The sequence below is a fragment of the Nocardia cerradoensis NBRC 101014 genome, from assembly GCF_000308535.1.
Taxonomy (GTDB): domain Bacteria; phylum Actinomycetota; class Actinomycetes; order Mycobacteriales; family Mycobacteriaceae; genus Nocardia; species Nocardia cerradoensis.
The window spans coordinates 1-26,966 of record NZ_BAFW01000097.1 but is presented as its reverse complement, the minus strand read 5'-3'; the positions used below and the strand labels follow the sequence as shown (position 1 = coordinate 26,966).

Sequence of the window (26,966 nt, the reverse complement as noted above, 5' to 3'; positions counted from 1 at the left end):
CGGCCGCTGGGCGACGACGAAAACGGCGTCAATCGGCACACAAACGGGGCGACATTCAGGCGTCATTGCTTTATGGTGGGCGCATGGGAGCGCCGAACGTCGCCTTGCGCGCCGCCCGCACGGCACGACTGCTGAGCCAGGACGATCTCGCCCGCATGCTGCGCGAGGCCGGATGTGCCAGCGCGACGAAACGACTCGTCCAGCGATGGGAATCCGGCGCGACCGCCAATCCCCGCCCGTCGCATGCGCGCGCCTTGGAGCAGGTGATGCGCCTGCCCATCGAAAGCCTCGGATTCGGCGCGGTGATGGCCGGACGCAGCCTGTCCGGGGACGACACGGGCGGCCACGAAGTCCACTCGGCCATCGGCGATGTCCCACGCGAGCGCCATCCCGGCCAGGCCGCACCGCAGCCCAATGCCGGCACGTACTCCGGAATCTGGTTGTCCCGCTACGAGTACTACTCCTCCGGCCGCGAACAGACCTTCACCTCGTCGCACTACGTGGTCGTACTCCAGCACGAACAGCGGCTCACCGTCCGCAGCCTGCCCAAGTCGGCCGCGGGCACACTCGAACTCGACCTAACCCTCGACGGGCATATCGCGACGGGCACCTGGTCGGAAACCACCGCACCGAGCGGCTACTACAAGGGCGCACGGTATTTCGGGGCGATCCAGCTGCTGTCGGAACTCACCGCCACCCGGCTAGCGGGAAAGTGGGTGGGCTTCGGCAAGAACTTCGACGTGAACGTGGGCCCGTGGGAACTGGTCCTGCAGGACCGATCGACATCGAAAGCCACGATCGAGAAGTTCGACCGCCCACCCCAAAGCGATTGACCTGCAAGGGGTTTACCGCGCCACCGGCATCGCATGCCCGCACCGCCCGAGCGGGAATACCGCGCCCACGAACGATCCGTGTCCATCACCGAGCGCCGATCCGCAGGGGAACACGGGGCCGGCGGCAGTTGTGCTGAACTTTTCGTGCAAACCTCCGCGAAACAGGCGGAAAACTCGCAAAGCCGGTGAGGTTTGCACGATTTGTTCACCGGTCCACCGCCGACGACGAAACGGCAGTTCATCGACCACCGCCAGTCGCCGCGCACACAGCCGCGCGATTTCTCGTCCGACGATTCGGTGGTGGCGCTGCCACCGAGCCCCGCGGAGCCGAGCTCGCGCGCCGCACCGCGGCTGTACAGGCGCCTATTCCGGCGCCGCTGTAGTCCGTTCCACCCAATCGACGTAGGTATCGAGGCACCACTCCACCGGCGTCGCGGTCACTTCGGGACTGTCCCACGGATGCAACTCCCGGATCCGCCCCGCGAGCCGATCCCGCGTCGTTGCCGCCGTCCGGAACGTCACCCGCCATTCCTGACCCTCACCGAGCTCGCCCAGATGCCAGAACACCGACACCGCCGGCCCGGTAATCTCCGCTCCCGCCGCCAGCCGCTCACCGACCACTGTTCGGGCGATACCTCGCGCATCATCCTCGGTCGGCGTCGTCGATGTCACTGCCCATACCCGCGCTGTCGCCATGCGGTCACCATATCGATCAGCGTTGCGCCGCTGAGTGATTCACGTCGCCAGCCGAGTGCACAACTCGCTGTAATAAGTCATCAGTGGTGATGAAACAATCGAGCATATGACCATCGCGCCCCGGATGACCCCCGGGTCCTGTGGCAAGTCAGAGGAGCTGGGGGCGGGAAGACCGCGCCCACGAACGACTCCGTGTCCGCCGCCGCCACCGAGCGTCGACCCACAGGGAATACACGGTCGCAGGCGGTGGTGCTGAACTTTTCGTGCAAACCTCCGCGAAAATGGCGGAAAACTCGCAAAGTCGGTGAGGTTTGCACGATTTGTTTACCCGCCCGCCGCCGACGACAGATGCCAGTTCATCGGCAGCCGCCGGTCGGCGCGCACGTGGGCGCGCGCGGGTTTCTCGTCCGAAAGTTTGATTCCGTCGCGCTCGTCGCCCGGTATCGTCGGAGGCGAAGTTAGGTTACCCATACTTGTCGTCCCACGAAGCGAGGAAATCAGGATCATGCCGGACGCCACCTCTACCGAGCAGCCCGTGCCGTTCTCCGCGCAGATCCGCTCCGCCACCGCCGAACAGCACGAGCGCGCCGAGAACTCCACCTTCATGAGCGACATGCTGGGCGGTGCACTGGACGTCAGCGCGTTCTATCGCTACACCGGCCAGCTCTGGCACATCTACCAGGCACTCGAGGCGCACTGGGACGTGCTCGCCGCCGATCCGGTCGCGGGTCCGTTCATCCGGCCCGAACTCGCGCGCCTGGCCCATCTCGAGGACGATCTGGCACATCTGGGCGGACCGGAGTGGCGCGACGACATCGCCGCCCTGCCCGCGACCGCCGAATACGCCGCCCGGATCACCGAGTGCGCGCTGCACTGGCCCGCGGGCTATGTGGCCCACCACTACACCCGCTATCTGGGTGATCTGTCCGGCGGGCAGGTCATTCGTGGCACGGCGGCGAAGCTGTGGCAGCTGCCCAAGCGTGGCGACGGGGTGCGCTTCTACGTCTTCGATCAGATCGCGAATCCCGCCGCTTTCAAGCGCGGCTACCGCACTCTGCTCGACGAACTGGCCGTCGACGATCTGGAGAAGCAGCGGGTGCTCGGCGAGTGCCGGCGCGCCTTCGATCTCAACAGTGCCGTATTCGCCGATCTGGCAAGCGAATTCCCGGTCCGCCGCGAGGGCTGAACCCTCCCCCGACACTTTTGGACAGCCGACCGGGAGTTTGCTGGTCGGTAGCCAGATGCGTCTCCGAGTTACATCAAAATCGTTGTTACACATACCGATCGGCGCTCCCACGTGGTGACAAGTCCCACACCACATGGGGCGCCGTTTGGTTGCGGGCACAAGTCGCCGCCAGCTAAAGTTACTCACCAGTTAGGTACGCAGGGGTTCCTACAGCGCCCTCGATTCTGATAGAGGCCGCTTCGTTCAGTCCGCATCCACCGACGCATGTCGGACGAACAGCGTTGTGCGACAACATGTTCGACATGCAAGGAGGGGTTATGGCCACCTATATCGTGACCGGTGGAACGGGTTTTCTGGGACGGCGCGTGGTGGAAGGACTGCTCTCCGCCGATACCGACGCCGTGGTGCACGTGCTCGTCCGTGAGGCCTCCGCGGCAAAACTGGCCGAGCTCGCGGCTCGATGGAATGCCACCGACCGGGTGTTTCCCCTGGTCGGAGACCTGACGGCCGACGGTCTGGGGCTGGCGGACGAACCGCCGGCCGCACAGCACGTGGTACATCTGGGCGCGGTCTACGACATGACCGCCGATGAGGAATCCGCCTATGCGGCGAATGTGAACGGCACTCGCGCGGTGATCGCGCTCGCCACCGGACTGGACGCGATGCTGCACCACGTCTCGTCGGTGGCCGTGGCCGGCGACCATCGCGGAAAATTCTTCGAAGACGATTTCGACCTCGGCCAGAACCTCGAATCTCCTTATCACCGAACGAAATTCGCTGCCGAGCGACTGGTTCGCGAGAGCACGGGGCTGCGCTGGCGGGTGTATCGCCCGGCGATCGTCGTCGGCGATTCGCGCACCGGCGAGATGGACAAGATCGACGGTCCGTACTACTTCTTCCCCGCCATCGCGCGACTGGCCGCACTGCCGGGCGGGCTACCGCTGCCGCTGCCGGATCTGGGCGCGACCAATATCGTGCCGGTCGACTACGTCGCCCAGGCGATGGTCGAACTCATCGGCCGCCCGGGTTTGAACAAGCGCACCTTCCACCTGGTCAATCCGCGCCCGCAGCCGTTCACCGAGATCTACAGCGCACTCTCGCGGGCCGCCGGCGCACCCGGTGGCGTGGGCCCGGTTCCGGGTAGTCAGACCGCACTGGCGACGCTGAACCGCCTGCCCGGTGTCACCGCGGCGCGTGATTTCCTGTTGAGCCAGTTCGGCATTCCCGCCGAGGTCGCCCCGCACACGTCGTTCGCGTCGGAATTCGTCTCCGATTCCACCCGGGCGCTGCTGCGCCGCACCGACCTCGAGGTCCCCGCCTTCGACACCTATGCCGAGAACCTGTGGCGGTACTGGCGCGCACATCTGGATCCCGACCGGGCACGCCGGCACGGCGGCGGCGACCGGCTTCGCGGCCGGATCGTGCTCATCACCGGCGCCTCCTCCGGTATCGGCCTGGCGACCTCGCACGCGGTGGCGCGCCGCGGTGCGACGGTGCTGATGGTCGCGCGCGGTATCGCCGAACTCGAGGCAGCGGCGGCCCAGGTGCGCGAGCAGGGCGGTGACGCCTACAGCTATTCGTGCGACATCACCGACGAGAAGGCGGTCGAGCTGCTGGTCAAGCAGGTGCTCGCGGATCATCATCACGTCGACTACGTGGTGAACAACGCCGGGCGCTCGATCCGTCGCTCGGTGCTGAACTCCACCGATCGCATGCACGATTTCGAGCGGACGATGGCCGTCAACTACTTCGGCGCGGTGCGGCTGATCCTGGCCCTGCTGCCGGCGATGCGGGAACGCCGCTTCGGACACGTCGTCAACATCTCCTCGATCGCGGTGCAGACCAAACAGCCGCGTTTCGCCGCCTACGTGGCGAGCAAATCGGCGCTGGACACCTTCAGCGAGATCGCGGCGGTCGAGAACGCCGACGCCGGCATCACCTTCACCTCGGTGCGGATGCCGCTGGTGCGCACACCGATGATCGCGCCGACCGAGATGTACCGATCACTGCCGGTGCACAGCCCCGAACAGGCGGCGGCGATCGTGGTGCGCGCCCTCGAGGAGCGGCCCGCGCGCATCGACACACCGATCGGCACCTTCGCCCAGGTCGTCGACACGGTGATGCCCTCGGTGAAGAAAGCCATTCTGCACCAAGGGTTCCGGCGGACCGGCGAATCCGCAGCGGCCCGGCACGGCCGCACCGCCTCGAGCGATACGGCCGAGACCGGCGGCCGCAGCCCGCTGCTGGCGCTCGCACCGGTGGTGCAGCCGCTGATGGGCTTGCCCACCCCCGCGGCGCGGATCATCAACCGGTTGCCCGGCCTGCACTGGTGAATCCGCACCTACCACAGGACCCGATGTCCGGTGGTAGGTTTCGCCGGTGAAACGCAGGCTTCTGCTCGGCGGCGCGCTCGTCGTCGTCCTCGCGGCGGTGCTGTCGATCGGCACCTACGTCCTGATGAATTCGCGGACGTTCCAGGTCGCCGGCCGCTTGGTCCATCGCGTCGACACCGCCGGAAAGGTCGTCGCGCTGACCATCGACGACGGCCCCACCGACCGCACCCCCGCGATTCTGGAAACACTTGCCGCTGAACACATTCCGGCAACCTTCTATCTCGTCGGCCGTGACCTGGCAGCCCATCGCGACTACGGTGCGCAGATCGCGGCCGCCGGACACGAGCTCGGTAACCACAGCTACACCCATCGGCGGCTCGTGTTCGTCGGTCCCGCCACGGTCCGCGACGAGGTCGAGCGCACCGATGCCGAAATCGAGCGCACCGGATACCACGGCCCGGTGACCTTCCGCCCGCCCTACGGCAAGAAGCTGGTCGCGCTGCCCTGGTATCTGTCCCACCACGATCGCACCACCGTGATGTGGGATGTCGAATCCGATTCCACCGGTGGCGCGAGCACCGATGTCATAGTCTCGGACACGGTGAACCGCGCCCGGCCGGGATCGATCATCTTGTTGCATGCAATGTACCAACCGGCCGCAGCGGCGGCGATTCCGCGCATCGTCGCGGAACTCCGTTCGCGCGGTTACGGTTTCGTGACCGTCTCGCAACTGATCGCTGGCACGAAACCCACCGGAATGTGACCGAACTCCCCGGCCGTTTCACCCAAAACTAGAACGTGTTCTAATAGTCTGTAGGTATGGAGCGATTGACCGGGCTGGATGCCAGCTTTCTGTACCTGGAGACCGACACCCAACTGCTGCACGTGTGCGCGCTACTGATTCTCGACCCGCCCGCCGACGGGACGGACTACGAATTCAGCGCATTGAAGGAGGAACTGGGCCGCCGCCTGCACCTGATCCCCTCCATGCGCCGCCGCGTCCATCGAGTCCCGTTGGATCTCGACCACCCGGTCTGGGTCACCGACACCGGCTTCGACATCGACCGCCACGTCCGCCGCCTCGGGCTGCCCTCCCCCGGGGGGCCGAAGGAACTGGCCGAACTGGTCGGCGACATCGCCGCGCAGCCGATGGACCGTGACCGGCCGCTGTGGGAGATGTGGGTGATCGAGGGGCTGGCCGACGGCAAGGTAGCCGTGGTCTCGAAATACCATCACGCCGCCGTCGACGGCGTCACCGGCGCCAACATGATGGCGTATCTGTGCGATGCCGAACCGGGTGTGCGCTATCCCGATCCACCGGCCGAGACCCACACGGAGTCCGACGAGCCCAACGATCTCGTCCTCGCCGCCGAGGGGCTGGTGCGGATGCCGGCGAAACTCGGCGTGGTGGGCATGGTGCCGAAGACACTGGGCAAGCTCGGCGGGATGGTGCAGCGCCGGCGTGCCGACAAACAGGGCATGGCCCTGCCGTTCACCGCGCCGCGCACGCCGTTCAACCGCACCATCACCCGCCATCGCAGCGTCGCCTTCACCACCGCCCCGCTCGCCGACATCAAGGAGATCCGGGCGGCGTTCGATGTGAAGATCAACGACGTGGTCCTCACCGTCATCGCGGGGGCGCTTCGGCAATATCTGAGCGAACACGACGAACTGCCGGAGACCTCGCTGATCGCCTCGGTCCCCGTCTCCACCCACGAGACCTCACGGCACGAACGCGGCGTCAACAAGGTGTCGACCCTGTTCGCTCAGCTCTACACCGACGTCGAGGATCCGGTGGAACGGCTGCGGCTCATCGCGGAGGCCAACGTCGGCGCGAAGGAGGAACACGAAGTCCTGGGTGCGGACTTCCTGCAGGACTGGGCCGAATACGCCCCGCCCAACACCTTCCGGATCGCGGTGCGCGCCTATTCGTCGTTCAAACTCGCCGAACGCCATCCGGTGGTGCACAACCTCGTGATCTCCAATGTGCCCGGACCGCAGCAGCCGCTGTATTTCCTCGGCCACCGCATCGACTCGCTGTTCCCGTTCGGCCCCGTATTCCACGGCGCGGGCCTCAATGTCACGGTGCTGTCGGCCAACGGCGACCTCGATTTCGGCTTCATCGCCTGCCGTGAACTGGTCCCCGATCCGGACCAGATGGCCGACGCCGTCCACGACAGCATCTCCGCGCTCCTGAAGGCGGCACACGCCCAGCGCTGAGCGCGTCAGCTCTCCCGCCGAGCGGCCACCGCCGCGCAGGCCTCGAGGAGCACAGGGACAAAGGCGTCCGCCTCGAGTACACAGGCCGCATGCCCGGCCGGTACGAGGAAAATCTCCGCTCCGGCAATCATTTTCGCCATCTCCAGCTGCCGATAGACCGGCAGCGCGCGGTCGTGTGTCGTGATCACCACGCCCGTGGGCACATCCAGACTCGGCAGCCACGGCGAGGAATCGAAACGCCCCAGTTCGGCGATCGCCTGCGTCATCGCCCACCCGCTGGTGGTGCGCAGCTCGGCCAGCGCCCACCGATCCATTCGCCCTGTCTCCCAGGATATCTCGGGCATAATCGGCAGCTTGGTCGCCGCCTCCGCCACCCGGCGCCCGGCCGTCTCGGTCATCACCCCGGCCAGCAGGGCCATACCGCCGTGGAACAGCCGCTCCCGCCATTTCTCCCGGAACCGGTAGGTCGTCGCGCACAGCACCAGGCCGCCGACGAGGTCCGGTCGCCGGTGCGCCACCGATTGGGCGACGATACCGCCCATGGAGTACCCGGCCAGGATCGGCCGCTGCACGCCGGTCACCTCGGAGACGGCGACAACGTCGTCGGCGAGATCGTTCAGATCGAAACGCGGCGAACGGATTCCGTGCCCGTGCCAACGCTGGTCGAACAGCACCACCCGATAGTGCTCGGACAACTCCGCCAGCGCCGGGAACCAGTTCAGCATCGCCGTGGTCACCAACCCGTGCAACAGGATCACCGTCGGCGCGCCCTCGGGCCCGGGGATATCGACCAGATAGGTCCGCCCGCGCCCGGGCAGATCCACCATCCGGCCGGCCGGCACCGAGTTCGTGCGCGAGACGCGCGTACCGAAGCGCCCGCCGGCCGCCCCGCGACCGTTGCCCGCCGTCTGCCGCTCTGCCGCCATCGCAACCTCCCGCAATCCCGGCCCGGTCATGAATTAGAACACGTTCCAATTCGATGGTACCGGGTGCCGTGCGACCGCCGGCGCGGTCACCGAACTCCGGGGAGCAGCACCGCCGCCCCGGCGAACCGGCCGTGCGACAGATCGGCCAGAGCCCGGTCGGCGGATTCGAGCGGATAGGGATTGATGCGAACCTGCATCCGATGCTGGGCGCAGAATTCCAGGAACTCGCGTCCGTCCGCGCGGGTATTGGCGGTGACCGAACGAATCTCGCGCTCCTGGAACAGATGGCGCTGATAGTTCAGCGCCGGGATATCGCTGAGGTGGATGCCGGCGATCGACAGCACACCGCCACGATCCAGCCCCGCCAGCGCGGGCAGCACGAGATCACCTACCGGCGCGAACAGGATCGCCGAATCCAGCGGCACCGGCGGCGGGTCGGCCGCACCCTGCGCCGACGCCGCGCCCAGCGCCAGCGCCAGCTCCCGCGCGGCGGCATCGCGGGTCATCACATGCACCTCGGCACCCTGAGCCAGAGCGACCTGCGCGGCCAGATGCGCACTGCCGCCGAAACCGTAGATGCCGAGCCGTCCTCCCGGCGGCAGCGACGCCCGCCGCAGCGCCCGGTAGCCGATGATGCCGGCGCAGAGCAGCGGGGCCAACTCCGCATCGGCGTATCCCGAGGGCAGCGGATACACGTAATCGGCAGGCGCCGTGGCATATTCGGCATAACCACCGTCGGCGTCCCATCCGGTGTACCGCGAATTCGGGCACAGATTCTCCGCACCGCGCCGGCAGTACGCGCACACCCCGCACGTGCTGCGCAACCACGCGATACCGACCCGATCACCGGGCGCGACGGCCGTCGCGCCCGCGCCCACCGCGACCACCTCCCCGACGACCTCGTGGCCGGGCACCACCCGCTGCCGATGCACCGCCAGATCCCCCTCCGCGACATGCAGATCGGTGCGGCACACCCCGCACGCCAGCACCCGCACCAGCACCTCCCCCGCGGCAGGCTCCGGAATCGGGATCCGGGTGCGGACCGGCGGGGATTCGTCGATCGGGCCGGGCCGCACCACCTGCCAGGCGGCCATCGTCGCAGGATTCATCGCACTCCTTCCGACACCGGAACGCCCGCGCCGCGGCGGGAAGATCGATGGTAGTCGTGTGCGCCGACGAACCCGGCCAATCCGGCCGCCGAGGCGGTCACGAGCACCGGAACCCGGCGTTGATAGCGTCGCTGCGTGCCCGCGCCGTCGACCACCTTCACCCTGCCCATCGGACGGGTGCATGCGATCGTCGACCTGGCGCGCCGGCGCGGCTGGGACACCGGGGAACTGCTCGCCGAAGCCGGGATCGCGCCGCAACTGCTCGAGCAGGGACGTGCCCGCGTCACCGTCGGACAGGCCGTGCACCTGGTGCAGCAACTGTGGCGCAGCACCGACGACGAACTACTCGGACTGGGCCGCCATCCGATGCCGCGCGGCACCTTCCGTCTGGTGTGCTTCGCCCTGCTCGGTTCGCGCGACATCGCCGCCGCATTGCAGCGGTTCCGGATGTTCGAGAAGGCCCTGCCCGGATTTCCGCCGCTGCGGTTCGGCACCGACGCGGGCGAGGCGCGAATCGCGTTCGACCTCAGCGGTATCCGCCATCCGCACAGCCTGATCATCGACACCATGCTGATGGTCGTCTACCGCTTCCTGGACTGGTCGGTCGGCGGCTCGCTGCGACTGCTGCGCGTCGAAGTCCCTTATCCACCCAACGATCTCGACGACTACGACCTGATCTTCGGTGCGCCGGTACGCTTTTCGGCACCGCATCCGGCCCTGGTCTTCGATGCCGCCGTCCGCACCGCACCCCTCGTGCGCGACGAGGACGACCTGCTGCGCTTCCTGCGCAACGCACCCGAGGCCGTGATCGGCCGCGGCGACGATGCGGTGTCCACGGCGGCGCAGGTGCGCCGGATCCTGGAACGCGGCGGACCACGGCACTGGCCCGGCGTCGAGCAGATCGCCGGCGAACTGGCCGTCAGCCCCGCGACACTGCGCCGCAAACTGAGCGACGAACACACCTCACCCAGTCGCATCCGCGAACAGATCCTGCGCGATGCCGCGATCGCGGCCCTGGTGCGCGGCGAGACGGTGACGGCGGTCTCGCGACGGCTCGGCTTCTCCGAACCCAGCGCCTTCTCCCGCGCCTTCCGCCGCTGGACCGGCAGCTCTCCCGGCTCCTACCGCGGCACCCCCTGAGCGATCCGGTCACAAGGTCGAGCGCTGCGGTCATTGGCCGGCGCGCGGCGCGCTCCTACCTTGGCGAACGAACACTGTATTCGACCAGAGGAGTTCCCCCGTGCCGGTGCATCGGTCCCCGTGGATGGACGAAGATCTCGACGCGCTCACCGATTTGGCGCGCCGATTCTTCGAGAAGGAATGCGCACCGAACGAGGATCGCTGGGGACGCCAGCACCACGTCGACCGCGAAATCTGGAATCGCGCAGGCGAATTGGGCCTGCTGTGCATCTCCATCCCCGAGGAGTACGGCGGTGGCGGCGGCACCTTCGCCCACGAAGCCGTGATCGCGATCGAGCAGACCCGGGCCATGGCGCCCAGCCTCGGCAACCCGGTGCATTCCACGATCGTCGCGCACTACATCAACGCCTACGGCACCGAGGAACAGAAGCAGGCGTGGCTGCCGAAGATGGCCTCCGGCGAGATCGTCGCCGCCATCGCCATGACCGAACCGGGCACCGGCTCCGACCTGCAGGGCATCCGCACCCGCGCCGTCGCCGACGGTGACCACTACGTCATCGACGGCGCCAAGACCTTCATCTCCAACGGACTGCTCGCCGACCTCGTGATCGTCGCCGCCAAGACCTCCGAAGGCAAAGGCGCGGAATCCGTTTCACTGATCGCCGTCGAAACCGACCGCGAGGGATTCCGCCGCGGCCGCAACCTCGAGAAGGTCGGCCAGCACGGCCAGGACACCTGCGAACTGTTCTTCGACAGCGTGCGCGTCCCGAAGACCAACCTCCTCGGCGCCACCGAAGGCACCGGCTTCATCCAGCTCATGCAGCAACTCCCCCAGGAACGCCTCATCCTGGCCGTCGCCGCCGCGGCAGCGATCGAGAAGACCGTCGAAATGACCGTCGCCTACACCAAGGAACGCCAGGCCTTCGGCAAACCCATCTTCAACTTCCAGAACACCCAGTTCACCCTCGCCGAATGCGACACCATCGCCTCGGTCGCCTGGGCCTTCCTCGACGACTGCGTCGCCAAACACCTCCGCGCCGAACTCGACATCCCCACCGCCGCCAAGGCGAAATGGTGGCTGACCGAACAACAGTGCCGCGTCGCCGACGAATGTCTGCAGTTGTTCGGCGGGTACGGGTATATGGCGGAATATCCGATCTCTCGGGTGTTCACGGATGCGCGGATTCAGAAGATTTACGGGGGGACGAACGAAATTATGAAGCTGATTATCGGGCGTAGTCTGTAGATTGCCTGGTGAGAGGCGGTTTTCGGGGTCAGATAGCAGTGGCGCTCCCGTCTTCCTCCCGTCTGTCGTCGAAATCCACCTCAGAATTTTCCGGTACCCCCCTGGGGTTATCTCTATTCGGGTGGAAGATGTCGTCGATCGCGGAGATCGTGTGGGAGTCGTGGTCGGGCCACAGATGGGTGTAGACCTGCAAGGTGACGTTCGCACTCGCGTGGCCCAGCCGTGCCTGCACGGTCTTCACCGAGGCGCCCTTGGCGATCAGCGCGGAGGCGTAGAAATGCCTCAAGTCGTGCCAGGTGAACCCCCGCGGTGCCCCTGCCTTGGCAGCGATCTCGCGGAACCGCTGGCCCATTCCATCGGCAGACCACGGCCGACCCGCCTTGGTATAGAACAGCAAGTCGCTTCTCCCACGCTCCACCGTGGCGAGGAAGGCGCTGAGTTCACGATGGGCTTCCGCCGGCAGCGGCACGGTGCGCTTGCTTCGCGGCGTCTTCAGTCGCGCTGTCGGGGCTTTTCCGCGAAAGTGGTTGGCCTGCTGCACCACAAAGATCTTCCTGCGAAGAAAATCGACATCGCAGACCCGTAAGCCTGCAACCTCGCTCGGACGAAGACCGGTCTGCGCCGTTAGCAGCATCATGCAGCCGGTCTGCCTGTTCGAGTGGCGGATCAAAGAACGGATCTGCTCAACCGTCAGCAACTCCGCAGGCGACTTTTCCGCGTCCGGACGACTCGGCCGTTCGACCTTCCGGCACGGATTCGCCACGATGACACCATCTTCCGCGGCGATGTTCAACACGGTGAAGAGGAACTGAAACTGCAGCGCGACCGAGTTTTCTCCCAACGCGCGTCCCTGACACCAGGGCCGGCCCAACCGAAGGTGGTCGAGCCAATCCCGGATATCCGAAGGCCGGATCGCGCCGATCGCCATCGAAGCCAGGTCGCCGAGGTTGTTGGCGAAGTTCTGCCGCTGGTAGCGAGTCGTCTCTGTTCGCGCTCGCCGAATCCACTTGTCCACTTCGACTTTCAGAAGAACCTTCGCCAGATCTGGGTCGACGTACATGCCGCGAGCCATACGCGTCTCCAACTGATGCTTGTAGTACTCAGCAGTCCCCGGTTGGTCGTAGCGGCCGCGTTTTGCGAATGACTCCGAGCGTTCGACGCCGTCGGGATCCACCCAACGAACCACGTAGCTCACAGTTCGCCCCCAAGCACGTCGCTGAATGTGTGCCATACCCTTCCGTCCCTTCGCGATTGCGGGCTGCAAATGATTGGACGGCTCCAACCAAGCCTGCCCGGTGATAGATTTCAAGATCATTGGTGTTGCTGGAAAATAGCTGCAGTCTCTGTAAGCTGGCGTGCGCTAACCGCCTGAGAGATCAGGAATTGCCTTCGAGTTGCGTCTGCTCCCACGCGATGAGATCCACGACTCTGTAGCGGCGGTACCGCCCCATTCGTACGTACCGTGGCCCCCGGCCCAGAGAGGCCCAGACCGCGAGCGTCTTCTTCGGGATCTTCAAGCGCGCCGCAACTTCGTCTGTTGTGAGCCAGACGTCGTCTTCCGTCATCGCGAGATCCCCATGGAAACCGGTGTGCGCCTTCGCAATCCAGGCTTTCGACACGCCGGGTTGCGAAGGCGATGGCGATAGCTTGACAGCCAGCCTGGCGAACAGGGCGAGGCCGATGGGAAGTTCGCGACCCTATTCCAGAATGCGGGACCAACTTTCCCGCCGCGAGAGCAGAACACGGACATTACATGCCTCCCGACATGTCATGAGACCGTTCAGTTCCTCGCGACCGCCACCATACGCTCGACGCTCATTCCAGGCAGCGAGGAGACGCAACCGTTACTCGCATCGAGCGCGTTCCTGACGTCGAGCGAAGGGCCTCTCCTGAGCAGACAGCGCACGTCCGACGGTTCGCCGCTATCCGATCGCGACGCGGAACCCGCTGTGGGGCAATCGGGTCCTCGTCTCGCGACATACAACACGGGAACCACGGACGTACCAGCCGGCCCGAACGGATTTCGAACCATACGCCGGACAACTATCCTCACCGCCGCGACACAGCGGCAGTTTGCGGAACGACAGATGCAGTCGCCACGGCCCTCGAGCCCTGCGCACCCTCGGCGATGGCCCGAGGATGTCGGTGCCCCGGATTATGTTCGCCCCATGACCGATGTCCAGATCTCGACGTCGCTGTTGGACTCTTTGTCGTCCGACTTCGACGTCTTGGCGGCCGCCTGCTGGTCCGAGGTCGAGGACACTGCATCACCGGAGACCCTCAGTGCCCTGCACAGCCCGCAACTGCGGCACGCACGCGCCGACGGCTTGCACTACGTGCAGACGATACTCGAGGGCGAGTTGCAAATCCTCACGCTGTCCCACAAGCGGCGCGAACGCGAAACCGTCACCCGCGCGCACCAGCGAGCCCAGGCGTTGCGCGTGGCAGCGATCAAGGAGCTGCGCGCGGAGCGAGGCCATCGGCACCGAGCCGACCAGCCGCCCCGAGACCTCGACCTCATGTCAGCATGGCTGCTGAAACTCGTACTGCCCGAAGACTATTCACACCAATTCGACCTCGCCATGGCATCCACCGGCATCGCACCGGAACGCGGACGATTGCCCAACCATGAGTGGTGGGCATGGGCAGTCGAGCACGGATGGATGGCCGCCGAGATCTCCCCGGATGCGGATCGGCTACTCGCGCTCGCCGACGACGAATTCGACCGGACCGTACGACGCTCCCTCACTGTGGAATACGTCGCCGGCCTCGACGAGAACCCCGTCATCGAGCGGTGGCGGCGCGCACTAAGTCGCGTCGAGGTCCGTGTACGGACCGATATGCAGCGCATCGGCGACCGCGCCCGGCAAGCCCGTCCCAGTCCCTGCCCGGGCCAGTTGAGCCGAGTGCGGGAGTTGTATGAGGAATTCGCGTCACTGCGGGTTCACCGCAGCGTCGCGCAACGCCTGTACAACGAACTCCGTGACGCTGTGGCTACCAATGTGAATGCTGCCGATGCCGGTCTCGTCGACCAGTGCCACGTCCGTGCTGCGGCAGCGCTCGCCGAGGCGAATCCAAGTCTCTGGCAGAGCATTCGAGAAGTAGTAACCGCCCATCGCGCCCGGTGGGAGCGCGACGACTTCGACTTCAGTATGGCAGCCGAACTAGCCGAGGAACTGCTCGCCGAAATACCGTGGGCCACCCCTCATCTCACACCCGCAGACACGAAGGTGACTAGCACTGCCCTCGACAACGAAACCCGGGAGCCACTCGAGGTCGCCGTAGACGCATCAGGCTACGCGGCCACCGGCGGTTACGGCTGGACCGCAGCCGACGGACGCACCGGCAGCGGCCACTCCACGGCGGCGAACTCCGCCACTGAAGGCGAAGTCATCGCGATCTGCGAAGCCGTACTAGCACCCGAGCTCCGCACGCGGCCGCTGCACATCCTCTCCGATTGCACCGCAGCCGTCGACGCAGTGACCAGCGCACTCGCCACCGGATCCGCGGGCGCATTTCCGATCTCGCAACCTGTGCGAGAACGCCTCCACGCCGCCATCCAACGACCCGTCCCGTTCACAGTGCACTGGATCCCCAGCCGGACCGGACACCACCTCCACGACCGCGCCCACCGCCTCGCCCGCACCCGCCGCCACCACTGAACCGCCACCTTGCGCAAGCCGGTTGTCACGGCGACATCCAGCTCAGCCGCCACACCAGCGACGCCTACCGCTGTCAGCGACTGTTCGGTGATGTTGAAACAGCGTCAGCGTTTCATCGAGCATCATCCAGCTGACGGCCTGGCCGAAGCCACGGGGGCAGTACTGTGCTCGACTGCTGCCCCACCCAGCGATCCAGACGATGTGTTTGAATCGCTGACGGCGATGTGGATCGGCGAGCATGTGAAGCGCTGCGCGTCAGCAGTCGTCGTTCGATCGGGCGGGCGGCGCGACTGTGTGCCGAACCGCGCGGTCAGGCGCCTGGGACGCACTGGCCCGACAGCTCGGGCCGTCCCGCGGCGCCCGACCTCCTCGCGGCTGCCACTCACAAGTTCGAGGCAAGGCAGCCTCATAGCGGCAATCGGAACACAACCCGAAACTGACTAAGTCTCGAAATCGCGACGGGTGTCTATCGGGAGGGGCGTGACTGATGTTCCCGCCCGACCAAGCCTGGGGATTTGTTCTGCTTCTTTGGCTGGGATTAGCATTTCGCCGCGTCAGGTGTTGGCTGATTGAAGGGTGCTTCATGGCGAAGAAGGTCATCGTCGAGCTGGTGGACGACTACGACGGGAAGTCCAAGGCCGATGAGACGGTGCGCTTCGGCATCGACGGCGTGGAGTACGAGATCGACCTGTCCTTGAAGAATGCCGGCAAGCTGCGCGCAGCATTCGAACCGTGGACCGAGCCTGCGCGCCGGGTGGGGCGGATCCCGCGAGGTAAGAGCAAGACAATTGAAACCCGGACCAACGCCGACAAGCACCAGACTGCGGCGATTCGGGATTGGGCGCGCGACAACGGCTATGAAGTGTCGCGACGGGGACGGATTCACAAAGACATCGTCGAGGCCTACAACAAGGCGCACTAAAGCCGCCTCAGCAATGTCGGCGCAGTATGTCGATCCTGCTCGAGCCTGATCAGTAAAGGCCATACGGCACTCGCCAGTCTTGGGTGAGCCCGATTTCCGGGGCCAGATCAGCCTCACGGTGCACCTGCGCTTGAGCGATCGTGACTGCGCTGGCCGGATTTCGGACGAGGGCCTCGAGAGACTGGACGGTGAGGGCCCGCAGGATCGCGGCATCAAGTATCCGCCACAACTGGATCGAGATCCCAGCTGCCACGCACCAGGAGGTGCTGCACGCAGCCACTCCGGTATTCAGGCCGAGCACCATCACTTTCCCGCAGTCGCCACACGGGATCCCATGTAGGACGAGGGTTCGATCGGACTCAACTGCCAGGGTCAACAGGTCGTCGTACATCGACCACGCCCTCTGTATTTGCCACCGCAGATCTCAGGTTCTACTAAGGCGCGGCGCATTCGAGCGCACCGGAGGCGTGGCGCGCACTTCATGGATTCATGCGTATGAAGAAGACGCATCCCCGCCAGCCTTCGTGATGTGCGACACATTTCGGTGGCAGATGAGGAGGTACGTGCCCCATGCGTCACACACCTGTGCGATTTACCTATCGACAGGCTCCGGGCAGCGGTGTTCGATGAACGCAACCATCTCGACACCGGCTACGAGCAGAGACGTTGTTGCGCAGCTGCGATCTTCCCGGCGCAACGGCGGTCGGAGGGAATCGGAACCTCATGAGCGTCGATATATCTTGTCCCTCTTGTGGTTACGACGATTGCGTGCAGAGCGTTCCTGCGATCAGCGCTTCGGGGACCTCGACGGTTTATGGCACCGACTACTACTCCGGTGTCGGTGTGAGTTTGTCGGGTCTGGTGCCGGTGATGGGTTCCTCGCTCGTTGAGCGAACCCAATCCAGCTATCTCGCACAATTACTGGCGCCCGAGCCTGGATTCCGGAGTGCCGGGCGCTTGACAGTCTTCGGATTGGTGCTGGTAGTGCCTGCCGCCGTATGCGTCGCCGCCAGCTTCGCAGCGCTTGCCCGCCCCCACCCGGATGTCTCGTCGGCGTGGCTTCTCGCCGTCTCGCTTGGCTTCGCTCTTTTTCTCGCGTTGCCGTCGTTGTCTATGTGGGGGTTCGCGGTTCGGCGGTTGCGACGTTCCTCGCGAATTCGGCGCGGGGCTCCTGCAGCGTATGCGGTGTGGCGGGCTGGGATGTACTGCCATCGATGCGGCGTGTGCTTTTGGCCCTTCGCACCCGCCGCCGGGATCCCGGTGCGACATTCGGTTCCCCCAGGTGGTTTCCAGGGGATCGTATGGAGCGCCGGTGGCTACCTCAACGACGCGTAACCTCGCCTGATACAGGGCCGTAGCTCCCTGCCACCGTAGGCCGGTCCGAGCTTACTTGCGGACCGTCTGTTCGGCGATCCCCTCTGCGGGCTGTTTCCCGGATGCTGGTCACGGCGATTGTTCTGCCGATTCCATAGAACGCTGCGGCGCGTTGAGCGGTGACTCGCTCTCACGATGTGCCGTCTGCACGCCTGGTTCAGGCTTTGCCCGCCCGGCGGCAAGTAGTTGGCGCACGCCCTTGAGGCTGACTTTGAGTAGTTCGGCGATATCGTCGGTGCTACATCCGTGCTCGTTCATGCGCGCCACGGCCGCAGCCTGCTTGGTGTGATGTACCGCGATGTCGGTTGTGGCGGTCTGTTCGAGGTGGCGGATCTTGTCGTGTAACGCTCGGATGCGACGGTCGCGGCGTTGTTCGATCATTGAAATCGCCTGCCACGCTGACCAATACTCCCGCACCGCGTCGCTGACATTCTGTTCGCGGCGACGTTCAAGCGCGCGCCGGCGATCCATTACTTCCCGCGAATGGCGTAGTTGGCCAGCGAGTTTCCCGGCGTCTCGTCCGCGTTTGCTCCTGCTCGCCCGGGGGTCGTTCATGTCGTGATCTCCCAAATTCTGGGTGAGATCAACCCGCGCCTCGCAGTTCAACGATACGCCCACCGCCCGCCATCCAGCGGCCCCGCATCCAGCACAACGCGGTCAGAGGCAGCCGCGTCAGCCGTCAACTCGTGGTCATGTCTCGCTTCCCTTTTTCTCTACTACTCATTGCTGCCGAAAGGAGTCCCCGTGACCGAAAGCCAGCGCGACGAGGTCGCTAATGTGGCATCGGCGGTGTCTCGGTGTCTGTCCGATCTCGAGCCGGTGTTCGAGCAGATCGACTGGGCCGAAGACGAAATCGCCCGGGCGCAACAACGGCACACGCGCCACCGCAACACCGTCTACCACTCGTTCGCGTTGTTGATGCCGACCCATGAGCGGATGCGCCAGGAATTCGTGTACCGGTCGCACTGCCGCGAACTGCTCGACCGCGTCGCCGCAGGCCTGTCTCCTGTTTATGGGACGGCGGCCGAGGTCGCACTCACGGTCATGGAGGCCAGCCAGAAAGCCCCGCTCAACACAGCCGCCTTCGGCCTGTATGTACGCATGTGGATCCAGGCCGGGTTCCCTCACGTGGAGTCGGTGACCGGATCGCACGAGCACTACGAGGCAATCGCGAAGTCTCGCATCGACGATCTCGAAGCCGAGACCCGCACCCGCCTGTCCGTGGCCGACCGCGTCCTGCGGGCCATCGACTGTCCGGGCCGACACCACGGCCAACCGGCCGACGACTGCCAATACGCCCGTCCCAGCCTGGCCGCCTGAACGAAGCCCCCAGGTCCCATCGGCTGACCACCGTTGCTCTTGCTTGCTCTGTTTCCTGCCAGTCTCCCGCGCCGGTCGAGTCCCCTGTCGGCTGGCGCTCTTTTTCTGTTCTGGAGGGTGTGTGCGTTCATGACCGATCCCATCCTGGGCCCACCGTGCGCGGTCTGTGACGGCACGACGTCCGATACGGAGCTATGCATCACGAATGCCGCTGTGTGCGAGTCGTGTTGGCAGCAACTACCCCGCTGCGACTACTGCCGGACACCGTCGCTGCGGCTGACTCACACGGCGGAGGAGTCGCAGTTGTGTGCGCATTGTGTGACCGGGTGGGCGGGGTGTGCGTCGTGCCGGCGGTTGACCGGCCCGCACTTGCGCACCGATACCGATGCTCCGGTGTGCGCGCGATGCGCGGGCGCGCTATACACCGCGTGTTTCAGCTGCGGGCGGTTCAGTGCCGACAGCCGCTACATCTCGGGCGGGCACCGCGCCTGCCCCCGCTGCGCCAGTCGATTTCGCGCCTGCGCGGAATGCGGCACACTCGTCCAACCCGGACAGAGGTGCGAGGCCTGCACTCACCGCGGGAAAGTGTGGAACTACACCTACCGCCCCGATCCCCGCTTCCACGGCACCGGCCCCCTCTACCTCGGGCTCGAGCTGGAAATCATCGTCCCTGAACGCCGCTTCGACACCTGCGCCGTTCTCGCCACCGACAACCTCGGCGACCTCGGATATTTGAAACGGGATAGCTCGATCAGGCCGTGCGGATTCGAGCTCGTCAGTCACCCCATGTCCTACCGGTACGCGATCGACGCGTTTCCCTGGCCGCTGCTCGACCAGCTGCACCGGCTGGGATGTGAGGCCGACGCGTCGGTGGGGCTGCATGTGCATGCGAGCCGGGCTGGGTTCGACAACCCGGCGCATGTGTACCGGTGGCTGAAACTGTTGTACCGCAACGAAACAGCGGTCACACGGTTGGCGCGCCGCCGAACGCACTATGCCCAGTTCGACAGCGCCGCCCGTGCACGTGCCCGCCATACCGCCAAGGGACCGCAGCACGCGCTGGGGTTGGAGCGGTATCAGGCGATCAACCCGTTGCCGCGTAACACCTTGGAGGTGCGGGTGTTCGCCAGCTCGCTGGATGTGCAGCAGGTGCAGGCCGCGCTCGCGTTCACCGCCGCCTCCATCGACTACACCCGTGGCCTGCGGGTCGCCGACATCCGCGCCGGTGCCTGGGACTGGGCCCGCTTCGCCACCTGGGTCACCACCCGCCCCGACTACCAGCCCCTGGCTGCGGAGATGGAGAACCTGCAATGTGCCTGCTGACCTACTACCCCGCCGGCGCCGCGATCGACACGCGCGCGCTGCGGTTCGGGGCCGAGGCGAACCCCGACGGTCACGGCTTCGCCATCGTCGCCAGCGAGCGCATCATCACCGGGCACGGAATGAACGCCCACACCGTCATCGCCACCTTCGCCCGCACCCGCGCCGCACACCCGGACGGTCCGGCGTTGTTCCACTCCCGCTATGCCACCCGCGGCGCGATCGACCTGTCGAACTGTCATCCGTTCCGGCTCGGCGGTGACGTGCGAACCATGTTGGCGCACAACGGCACTCTGCCCAAGCGGGTGCATCCACGCGCGTACGACCGCCGCTCGGATACCCGGATCGCGGCCGAGGACTACCTACCCACTCAACCGTTCGGGCCGATCGACACCGCTGTCGGAGCGCGCGGACTGGCCGGCTGGTTGGGATCGAGCAAGCTGGTGATTTTGACCGTCGACCCCGCCTACGCCCACACCGCCTACCTGTTCGGGGAACGAGCGGGGCAGTGGGTGGCCGGGATCTGGTATTCCAACCGCTCCTACCTGCCGCCCGAGCAGCGGTGGCTGGCCCGCCGCCGGACGGTGTGCGGGTACTGCCTGGACCGCGACCTCGAACGCACCAGCCGCCACTGCCGCACCTGCAGCTGGTGCTTCCACTGCCACCACGCCTTCCCCGACTGCACCTGTCGGCCCACCCCGACCCGGCCAGCTCCCACCGCGGCCCCCGCATCCAGCTGACCTGACCCGACCGCCGGGCCTGCTCGACTCAAGCCGCTTGGCACCGCTTTCCTCTTGCGCCCCGCTTCGCGCCGCTGCCCCGGCGCGCAGCGGGGCGCCGTCGTCTGTCCCTGACTTTTCGGAAGGACGTGAATCCTGTATGCCCGCATCCACTCTCACCGATCGGCGGTGTGAGGACTGTTCACACCCGATCGACGACAACACGACCGTCACCATTGTCGAGGGTGATCATCTGTGCCGCGCGTGCGCCGACCGGCTCGACACCTGCGACGACTGCGCCACCCCCACACGGGAGCGCCGCTCCACCGTGCGCGGCACCGACGTGTGCACGGATTGTTCGATCGGCTGGCGTCGCTGCCGCGACTGCGACCGCTTCGACAGCGACCTGGTCCGTGTCATCGGCCATGGCGAGGTCTGCGACGACTGCGCCGACAGCTACCTGGTGTGCGACGACTGCGGCTCACGCGCGGACGGGCTCAGCGAAACCGAATCCGGGGCGGATGTGTGCGGGCGGTGTGCGGACGCCGACTACCACCGCTGCGGCGGCTGCGACATCCTCATCCGCTGCTGGGAAGACTACTGCGACGCCTGCGCCAACCAACATCCCGACCACCGCGGCGTCCACTCCTACAGCTACAAACCCGAACCCGACTTCCACGGCACCGGACCGCTGTACCTCGGACTGGAACTCGAAATCAAAACCCCCCGAGAGGTTTTCGACGAAGCCGTCGAGCTCGCCATCGACCAGCTCGGAGACATCGGATATTTGAAGTACGACGGCAGCATCCAGCCGTGCGGATACGAGCTCGTCACCCATCCGATGTCGTATGAGTTTGCCCGCCAACGGTTTCCGTGGTCGCTGCCGAATCGGTTGCGGATGCTCGGAGCCTACACCGATACCAGCGTCGGCATCCATGTGCACGTGTCCCGTGCCGGGTTCTCCTCCCCCGCGCACACCTACCGGTGGTTGAAGTTCGTCTACCGCAATGAATCCCACGTCAAGAGGTTGGCGCGTCGCGACTCCGAGCAGTGGGCTGTGTTCGACCCGGGTGCCCGCGCCAACGCCGCCGCCCACGCCAAGGGTGAAACAAGATGCGAGTTCCGCTACCAGGCGATCAACGTGTGCCCCGAGGACACGTTCGAGCTACGGGTGTTCGCCAGCTCCCTGGACACGCGGGAGGTGCAGGCCGCGCTCGCCTTCGCCGACGCCTCCGTCGAATACACCCGCACATTGTCGGCCGCCGATATCGCGCGCCGTCGTGGCTGGGAATGGGCGGCGTTCACCGCGTGGCTGGCCGCCCGGCCCGAATATCGGTGCCTGACCGACGAATTGGAGGCCCTCGCGTGTGCATCCTGACCTTCTACAAACCCGGCCAGGACCCCGACCTCGACGCCCTGCACGGCGGCGCGCTGGCCAACCCACACGGCCACGGCTACGCCATCCACACCGACGACACCATCCTCGTCGGACACGGCATGAACGCCGAACAGGTGATCACCGAATTCGCCGAACAGCGCGCCAAACATCCCAACGGCCCGGCGTTGTTCCACTCCCGCTACGCCACCCACGGCGACCGCGATACCAGCAACTGCCACCCCTTCATCGTCGGCGGCAACCAGCGAACCGTACTCGCCCACAACGGGATCCTGCCTGACAACGTGCACCCCGCCCCCGGGGACTCGCGCTCCGATACCCGGATCGCAGCCGAGGATTTCCTGCCCACCAACCCGTTCGGGTCGCTCGACAGCTGGGCGGGACGGTCGCGGTTCGAGCACTGGCTCGCCTCCAACAAGGTCGTCATCTTGACCACCGATCCCGCCTACAAACACCCCGCCTACATCTTCAACGAACACCACGGACACTGGATCGGCGGCATCTGGTACTCCAACGACAGCTACCTGATACGCGAATGGGCCAGCGCCGACACCGACTACATCGGATTCTGCGAATACTGCGGCGCATTCGAAGACGAGCCCTTCGGCCCGCATTGCGGCTCCTGCGGATACTGCGCCGACTGCATGCACCCCTTCCCCCGCTGCGCATGCCCACAATTCGACGGCGCCGACCGATACGCCGACCTGCTCGGCCTGCAACTCCACTGACCGGCCCCATGGATCGATGCGCGTTCGGCCGCCGCTACATGGTCCGAACGGCAGCGACCGAAAGCCGGGCGTCCCGAAAGGAATAGCACCCGTGGGCAATTCCACCGCGCAACCATTGAGCCGCGACGAGACCGTCGACATTCTGCTCGACGCTCTCGACCCCTACATCGCCTCGACGCGACACGCACTCGGCCTCGCGCACACGATGGCCACCGTCATCGGCGGTGAGCCACTGTACCTACTCAACAACGCCATCACCGACTACCAGCCCCGGGAGCGGCTCGTCCGCAGCGCCTCTCGCGCACTACGCGCGCACCCTTCCCCCGGCTCGGCAAGCGCTGAAGGGCAGTGAACGGTGCCCGCTTGCCCGTGGCGGTGCCTGGACCCGCTCAAAGGCTGTCACGGCCGCAGACAAAGGCCGCCAGGGAACGACGGTGCTCACCGCGAGTCGGCCCGGCTCGCCACAACGCCGCTCCGGCCCTCTTTCTTTTCCCTTCTTTTTCGAATGGAGGTACCCGATGCCCGACACTCCCGCCGGCGCCGCCGGCTCGGTTCCGGTTCCGCAGCGTCTGGCGGACGCGCCTGTCTCGGCTGGCATGGTCGTCCCCTATCTCAGGATTCGACAGGGGCAGAGCCGGATACAGCGACAGAGTATGCGTTAACAACAGCCAGTCATCCGATTCTCAGTAAACCTCGGTGCATCCAGGCCAGTCGGAGGGTTGTTACCGCGCCCAGCCGGATACTCCCACTATGCACGTATTGGTCAATCACTTTTTCATTGAAACGATTGTCCTGAATGATCGTCCCTTCCAAATTCCCCGGAAGCTTGCCGTCACCGAATACCCATTGGAAAGAGTCGGATCTAAATATGGCAATCGTCAGCAACTCCAACTTCCAAGTGAACGGGTCCATCCCGATGCCGAGGCAGTGGTAGCTCAGATCCCCCGCCTTCATCGACTCTCTCAGCTCTTTATAGGGGCGCGCATTCACATAATCTATTTGAAACCCTCCAGCACCCTGAGCGTCAGGATCCCCGAGCAGTTCTTCCGCGAACTCACGATCGATGTTCCTGCGCAAATCGAAGTCTCGTTCAAAAGATTCCAAGCTCACATCGGATGGAGTAAATTCTCCAGCAGGGACGGGGTGGAACATGCCGGCCCCGATCACCACCTTATCGGATCGTTTGTGCATCAGAAACGCGAACTCACCCGGCTTCTTTTCGTACACTGTCAGCGTCAAGATGCCGAGGCCGGCAACTCGATTACGCAGATCAAATGGGTCTTTTAACCTGGCTCGATACCTCCTGTTGGTTCGCGCCACCGCCGAGTATGCCAGTACCTCATTTGTGTCAAGGTGCTCAAAATAATATCCCCTACTGAATTCTATAGTCTTACTGTCTTCCGAAAAGTCGATACCTACCGTGCGATAGATGACGCCATCGTGAAAGTGCGACATCCCTGCAAACTCTGTGACAGCCTGACTGTAGGTTACTTTGCCAGCCAGCGATAATCCGGAGAGCTTTGCAATCTCGGGCACGGGAAACCGATAGCTTTCAGAAGCATCGTGCATGACGAGACTGATCTCGTGGATCGGTATGGGCGCTGACGGTATCCATCCTTCCTTTGCTAACATCGGAAGGTTCGGGTGGCGATAGTTAGTCAAACGGCGGTACGCGTCATACCCTAAATCGGTTTCGTTAGCCTTAAAGTATCGATAATTTCGAAGAAATTTTTGAATGTTCGATTTGATGCGAACTTCAGCATTTGGACGCATCGCAAGTCGTGCTGTAATCGCCCCCACCACGATAGAAACGCCTAATCCAGCGATCGCAATTGGATCCATGATGGCTCGCTTCTTTGGGTCTGAGGAGTGAGATGATCCAACGATAGAGCGCAAATGCACTGCAGTAGAGGAATTTTGCCGTATCGACGCGTGCACCATCGACCTTCACCGCTGCTTCGCGGGTTGCGGTTGTGCTGCTTCGCTGCGCACTACATCATGCCGCCGGACCCGACCCTAGTGAGCTCGACAGCGATCCGGCGCTGCCCGTACGACACCATCGCCACCCGCGGACTCCCTATACCAGCCCAGCCCAAGTGTGTGACCCCGGCGCCGCCGCGCCCATAATCGCGTGCTGGCCCGCTGTTGCCGACGGTTCTGGTTATCGAGTCCACAGCAGACAGTGATCCGCAAATCGCGGCTCACGTTGTGCGCCATCAGATCCGGTGGTCACGCCGCAAGGCGGTAACCAATGCGACGACTGAGCTTCCCCACGAGCCGATCGTCACTGGCCACGCCCGCCTGATCACCAACGGCCACGACATCCACCAGCCCCTAAATGGGTGAGGCCGGGGTGACCCCGCCTCCGATTCATTTCCAGAAGGAGGGATCCTCATGTCTGAGCAGGCGCTGCGAGTATCCGCCCCGGTCGAATTCATCGCCGCCGTGCCGACCCTGCTCGACGCTGTTCGATGCCGCTCGCCCACCCACGAGCTGCATCAATCTCGTCGTCCATCACGACCTCAGTCTCAGCGGCGCAGATGACCGAGGTCGCGATATCGCTGGCTGAGCTCGCGGCGGACGAAAATTCCTCGGCTGTGGCGATTCTCATCATCGACAGCAGCACACAACCCGCGCCCGAACCGCATAGCGGGCACGCTTACATGCTCGACATCGTCGAGCGTCGCACCGGACCCCGACGCGTCCCCCAATGCCCACCTTCGTCCTCGGCGGGCGACCGATCCGCCGGTCGCTGGCCCGCAGACGTCCGCAAGCTGCTCGCTGCCGACACCAGCACCCTCGTGCGAGGCTCGCTCAGCAGGCTACGGCCGGTGGTACCAATCGCCGCGCTGCCGTCAACACGGTTCTCGCGCGGATCGATGCGTTCATGGCAGGCGCGACGTCAACTCCGGCCGATATGGCCGTGCTCGCCGTCTTCCTGCGCGCTGCCGCAGCGCGCCATTGCGTACTCGGGCTGGTGGGCACCGCTCGTGTCGATGCGGCTGAGCGCTTGTGGGCGCTGGCCACCCGCAGACTTCCGGATCCCGACCGCGCCCATGTCGCGGCCCAGCTAGCGTTTTCGGCCAATCGCCGAGGCGATGTAGTGCTGGCCTCGATCGCGCTGGAGGCGGCCCTGAACTCCAACCCACAGCACCGGTTCGCCCAATCCCTCAACACAGCATTGGAATTGGGGACGTCTCCACTCCGGCTCCAGGCTGTCGTCAATTACGCGTACGACATCGCCGCCGCGCTCGGCCTCTATCTGCACCGCTAACCAGCATCGGCTCTTTTCTCGTGTCCTCGTTTTCGTCGCCTATCAGAAAGGTCACTGTTCATGCCGTCTGCGAACTCTGTCCCGACCCTGTCACGCCTGGACTTCGATCGACTCGAACACCGTGGCGCCGCTGGCACTGCGGCCATCCTCGACGAGATGGATTCCGCTGTCGCCGACCGTTGGCGCGGCGAGCATGCCGGCTGGCGGGGCCGTCATTGGGCCTACCTCGATGACGCGCACGGCGGTCTGCGCCTGCACCCGATCAATGTCACCCGTGCGTCGAGGCAGGCAGCCGCCTGAACCACCCCAATCCGGTTCACCGTCCAGATCGGCGCGGCCACACCACCATTCAATCGGTGAGCCGCGCCGTTCGTTATCTCGTAGGAGGTTTCCTTGAGTTCGACCGCCCTCACCGTCGTCCCCGACATCGAACCCGACGCCGAGCCCAATACGTCCACCACGACCGGCGATCTGGCTGGTGATGAGCCCGTCGGTTCACAGCCTGCGCCCACGGTCGCCGGCGACGAGGCATCCGACGGCCGGACGCAGGTTCCGCCGGATG

Annotated in this window: 26 protein-coding genes; 16 read left to right on the top strand and 10 right to left on the bottom strand. The window is 65.2% G+C overall.

Annotated elements, in window-relative coordinates; all coding sequences use genetic code 11:
• Positions 1-83 precede the first annotated feature (83 nt).
• A complete protein-coding gene (locus tag ON23_RS10745) occupies positions 84-833 on the top strand; it encodes a helix-turn-helix domain-containing protein (protein ID WP_039777919.1) in 750 nt (249 codons plus the stop codon).
• Positions 834-1,196: 363 nt separating this feature from the next.
• Here ON23_RS10745 and cutA read toward each other — a convergent pair whose 3' ends face one another.
• Together cutA and ON23_RS37835 are read right to left on the bottom strand one after the other, a co-directional pair.
• Complete coding sequence (gene cutA / locus ON23_RS10740; protein ID WP_039777918.1) at positions 1,197-1,529, bottom strand: divalent-cation tolerance protein CutA; 333 nt, start codon at positions 1,527-1,529, stop codon at positions 1,197-1,199.
• 324 nt (positions 1,530-1,853) lie between these two features.
• Complete coding sequence (locus tag ON23_RS37835; RefSeq protein WP_157170202.1) at positions 1,854-2,000, bottom strand: hypothetical protein; 147 nt, start codon at positions 1,998-2,000, stop codon at positions 1,854-1,856.
• Between the two features lie 34 nt (positions 2,001-2,034).
• On the opposite strand from ON23_RS37835, the gene ON23_RS10735 reads away from it, so the two are divergent.
• The 4 genes from ON23_RS10735 to ON23_RS10720 all read left to right on the top strand — a co-directional run bounded on the left by ON23_RS10735 (position 2,035) and on the right by ON23_RS10720 (position 7,268).
• On the top strand, positions 2,035-2,715 hold the full coding sequence (locus ON23_RS10735; protein WP_051042372.1) for a biliverdin-producing heme oxygenase: 681 nt from the start codon (positions 2,035-2,037) through the stop codon (positions 2,713-2,715).
• Positions 2,716-3,032: 317 nt separating this feature from the next.
• A complete protein-coding gene (locus ON23_RS10730; protein ID WP_039777916.1) occupies positions 3,033-5,048 on the top strand; it encodes an SDR family oxidoreductase in 2,016 nt (671 codons plus the stop codon).
• A gap of 46 nt (positions 5,049-5,094) precedes the next feature.
• Positions 5,095-5,811, top strand: coding sequence for a polysaccharide deacetylase family protein (locus ON23_RS10725; protein ID WP_039777914.1), 717 nt, complete (start codon positions 5,095-5,097; stop codon positions 5,809-5,811).
• Positions 5,812-5,867: 56 nt separating this feature from the next.
• Complete coding sequence (locus ON23_RS10720; protein WP_039777913.1) at positions 5,868-7,268, top strand: WS/DGAT/MGAT family O-acyltransferase; 1,401 nt, start codon at positions 5,868-5,870, stop codon at positions 7,266-7,268.
• 5 nt (positions 7,269-7,273) lie between these two features.
• Here ON23_RS10720 and ON23_RS10715 read toward each other — a convergent pair whose 3' ends face one another.
• Together ON23_RS10715 and ON23_RS10710 are read right to left on the bottom strand one after the other, a co-directional pair.
• A complete protein-coding gene (locus ON23_RS10715; protein ID WP_039777935.1) occupies positions 7,274-8,194 on the bottom strand; it encodes an alpha/beta fold hydrolase in 921 nt (306 codons plus the stop codon).
• An 86-nt stretch (positions 8,195-8,280) separates the two neighbouring features.
• Complete coding sequence (locus ON23_RS10710) at positions 8,281-9,288, bottom strand: zinc-binding alcohol dehydrogenase family protein (protein ID WP_039777933.1); 1,008 nt, start codon at positions 9,286-9,288, stop codon at positions 8,281-8,283.
• Positions 9,289-9,438: 150 nt separating this feature from the next.
• On the opposite strand from ON23_RS10710, the gene ON23_RS10705 reads away from it, so the two are divergent.
• Positions 9,439-10,443, top strand: a complete 1,005-nt coding sequence (locus ON23_RS10705; protein WP_039777912.1) for an AraC family transcriptional regulator — start codon at positions 9,439-9,441, stop codon at positions 10,441-10,443.
• A gap of 124 nt (positions 10,444-10,567) precedes the next feature.
• Positions 10,568-11,689, top strand: coding sequence for an acyl-CoA dehydrogenase family protein (locus ON23_RS10700; protein WP_039777932.1), 1,122 nt, complete (start codon positions 10,568-10,570; stop codon positions 11,687-11,689).
• 28 nt (positions 11,690-11,717) lie between these two features.
• Here the strand turns inward: ON23_RS10700 and ON23_RS35870 are convergent, their stop codons facing one another.
• Complete coding sequence (locus tag ON23_RS35870) at positions 11,718-12,863, bottom strand: tyrosine-type recombinase/integrase (RefSeq protein ID WP_051042366.1); 1,146 nt, start codon at positions 12,861-12,863, stop codon at positions 11,718-11,720.
• A 202-nt stretch (positions 12,864-13,065) separates the two neighbouring features.
• On the bottom strand, positions 13,066-13,254 hold the full coding sequence (locus tag ON23_RS10690; protein ID WP_039777930.1) for a helix-turn-helix domain-containing protein: 189 nt from the start codon (positions 13,252-13,254) through the stop codon (positions 13,066-13,068).
• Between the two features lie 603 nt (positions 13,255-13,857).
• On the opposite strand from ON23_RS10690, the gene ON23_RS10685 reads away from it, so the two are divergent.
• Positions 13,858-15,351: a ribonuclease H family protein gene (locus tag ON23_RS10685; RefSeq protein ID WP_039777911.1), complete on the top strand. Its 1,494-nt coding sequence runs from the start codon at positions 13,858-13,860 to the stop codon at positions 15,349-15,351.
• 583 nt (positions 15,352-15,934) lie between these two features.
• A complete protein-coding gene (locus ON23_RS10680) occupies positions 15,935-16,273 on the top strand; it encodes a histone-like nucleoid-structuring protein Lsr2 (RefSeq protein ID WP_039777910.1) in 339 nt (112 codons plus the stop codon).
• A gap of 49 nt (positions 16,274-16,322) precedes the next feature.
• Here the strand turns inward: ON23_RS10680 and ON23_RS10675 are convergent, their stop codons facing one another.
• Both ON23_RS10675 and ON23_RS10670 read right to left on the bottom strand, forming a co-directional pair.
• Complete coding sequence (locus tag ON23_RS10675) at positions 16,323-16,664, bottom strand: hypothetical protein (protein ID WP_039777909.1); 342 nt, start codon at positions 16,662-16,664, stop codon at positions 16,323-16,325.
• A 1,052-nt stretch (positions 16,665-17,716) separates the two neighbouring features.
• Entirely contained in the window at positions 17,717-18,265 is a 549-nt protein-coding gene (locus tag ON23_RS10670) for a hypothetical protein (RefSeq protein ID WP_143860141.1), read from the bottom strand.
• A 126-nt stretch (positions 18,266-18,391) separates the two neighbouring features.
• Between ON23_RS10670 and ON23_RS10665 the strand changes: the two genes are divergently transcribed.
• The 6 genes from ON23_RS10665 (at position 18,392) to ON23_RS10640 (ending at position 23,482) form a co-directional block, all read left to right on the top strand.
• Entirely contained in the window at positions 18,392-18,967 is a 576-nt protein-coding gene (locus tag ON23_RS10665) for a hypothetical protein (protein WP_039777907.1), read from the top strand.
• A 585-nt stretch (positions 18,968-19,552) separates the two neighbouring features.
• On the top strand, positions 19,553-20,290 hold the full coding sequence (locus ON23_RS10660) for a hypothetical protein (RefSeq protein ID WP_039777906.1): 738 nt from the start codon (positions 19,553-19,555) through the stop codon (positions 20,288-20,290).
• Positions 20,278-21,027 carry a class II glutamine amidotransferase gene (locus tag ON23_RS10655; RefSeq protein ID WP_051042363.1) on the top strand — a complete coding sequence of 250 codons (750 nt, stop codon included), beginning with the start codon at positions 20,278-20,280 and terminating at the stop codon, positions 21,025-21,027. The genes ON23_RS10660 and ON23_RS10655 overlap by 13 nt, the downstream gene beginning before the upstream one ends.
• Positions 21,028-21,166: 139 nt before the next feature.
• A complete protein-coding gene (locus ON23_RS10650) occupies positions 21,167-22,384 on the top strand; it encodes a hypothetical protein (RefSeq protein ID WP_039777905.1) in 1,218 nt (405 codons plus the stop codon).
• Positions 22,372-23,130, top strand: coding sequence for a class II glutamine amidotransferase domain-containing protein (locus tag ON23_RS10645; RefSeq protein WP_039777904.1), 759 nt, complete (start codon positions 22,372-22,374; stop codon positions 23,128-23,130). Before ON23_RS10650 ends, ON23_RS10645 begins: the two co-directional genes overlap by 13 nt.
• Before the next feature lie 91 nt (positions 23,131-23,221).
• Positions 23,222-23,482, top strand: coding sequence for a hypothetical protein (locus ON23_RS10640; protein WP_039777902.1), 261 nt, complete (start codon positions 23,222-23,224; stop codon positions 23,480-23,482).
• A gap of 320 nt (positions 23,483-23,802) precedes the next feature.
• Here the strand turns inward: ON23_RS10640 and ON23_RS37830 are convergent, their stop codons facing one another.
• A complete protein-coding gene (locus tag ON23_RS37830; RefSeq protein WP_143860145.1) occupies positions 23,803-24,972 on the bottom strand; it encodes a hypothetical protein in 1,170 nt (389 codons plus the stop codon).
• A gap of 868 nt (positions 24,973-25,840) precedes the next feature.
• On the opposite strand from ON23_RS37830, the gene ON23_RS10625 reads away from it, so the two are divergent.
• The gene (locus ON23_RS10625) at positions 25,841-26,404 is read left to right on the top strand and encodes a DUF4192 family protein (protein WP_083903827.1); all 564 of its coding nucleotides are present in this window, start codon (positions 25,841-25,843) and stop codon (positions 26,402-26,404) included.
• 90 nt (positions 26,405-26,494) lie between these two features.
• On the opposite strand, the gene ON23_RS37825 is transcribed toward ON23_RS10625, so the two are convergent.
• Complete coding sequence (locus ON23_RS37825) at positions 26,495-26,662, bottom strand: hypothetical protein (RefSeq protein WP_157170201.1); 168 nt, start codon at positions 26,660-26,662, stop codon at positions 26,495-26,497.
• Positions 26,663-26,966 lie beyond the last annotated feature (304 nt).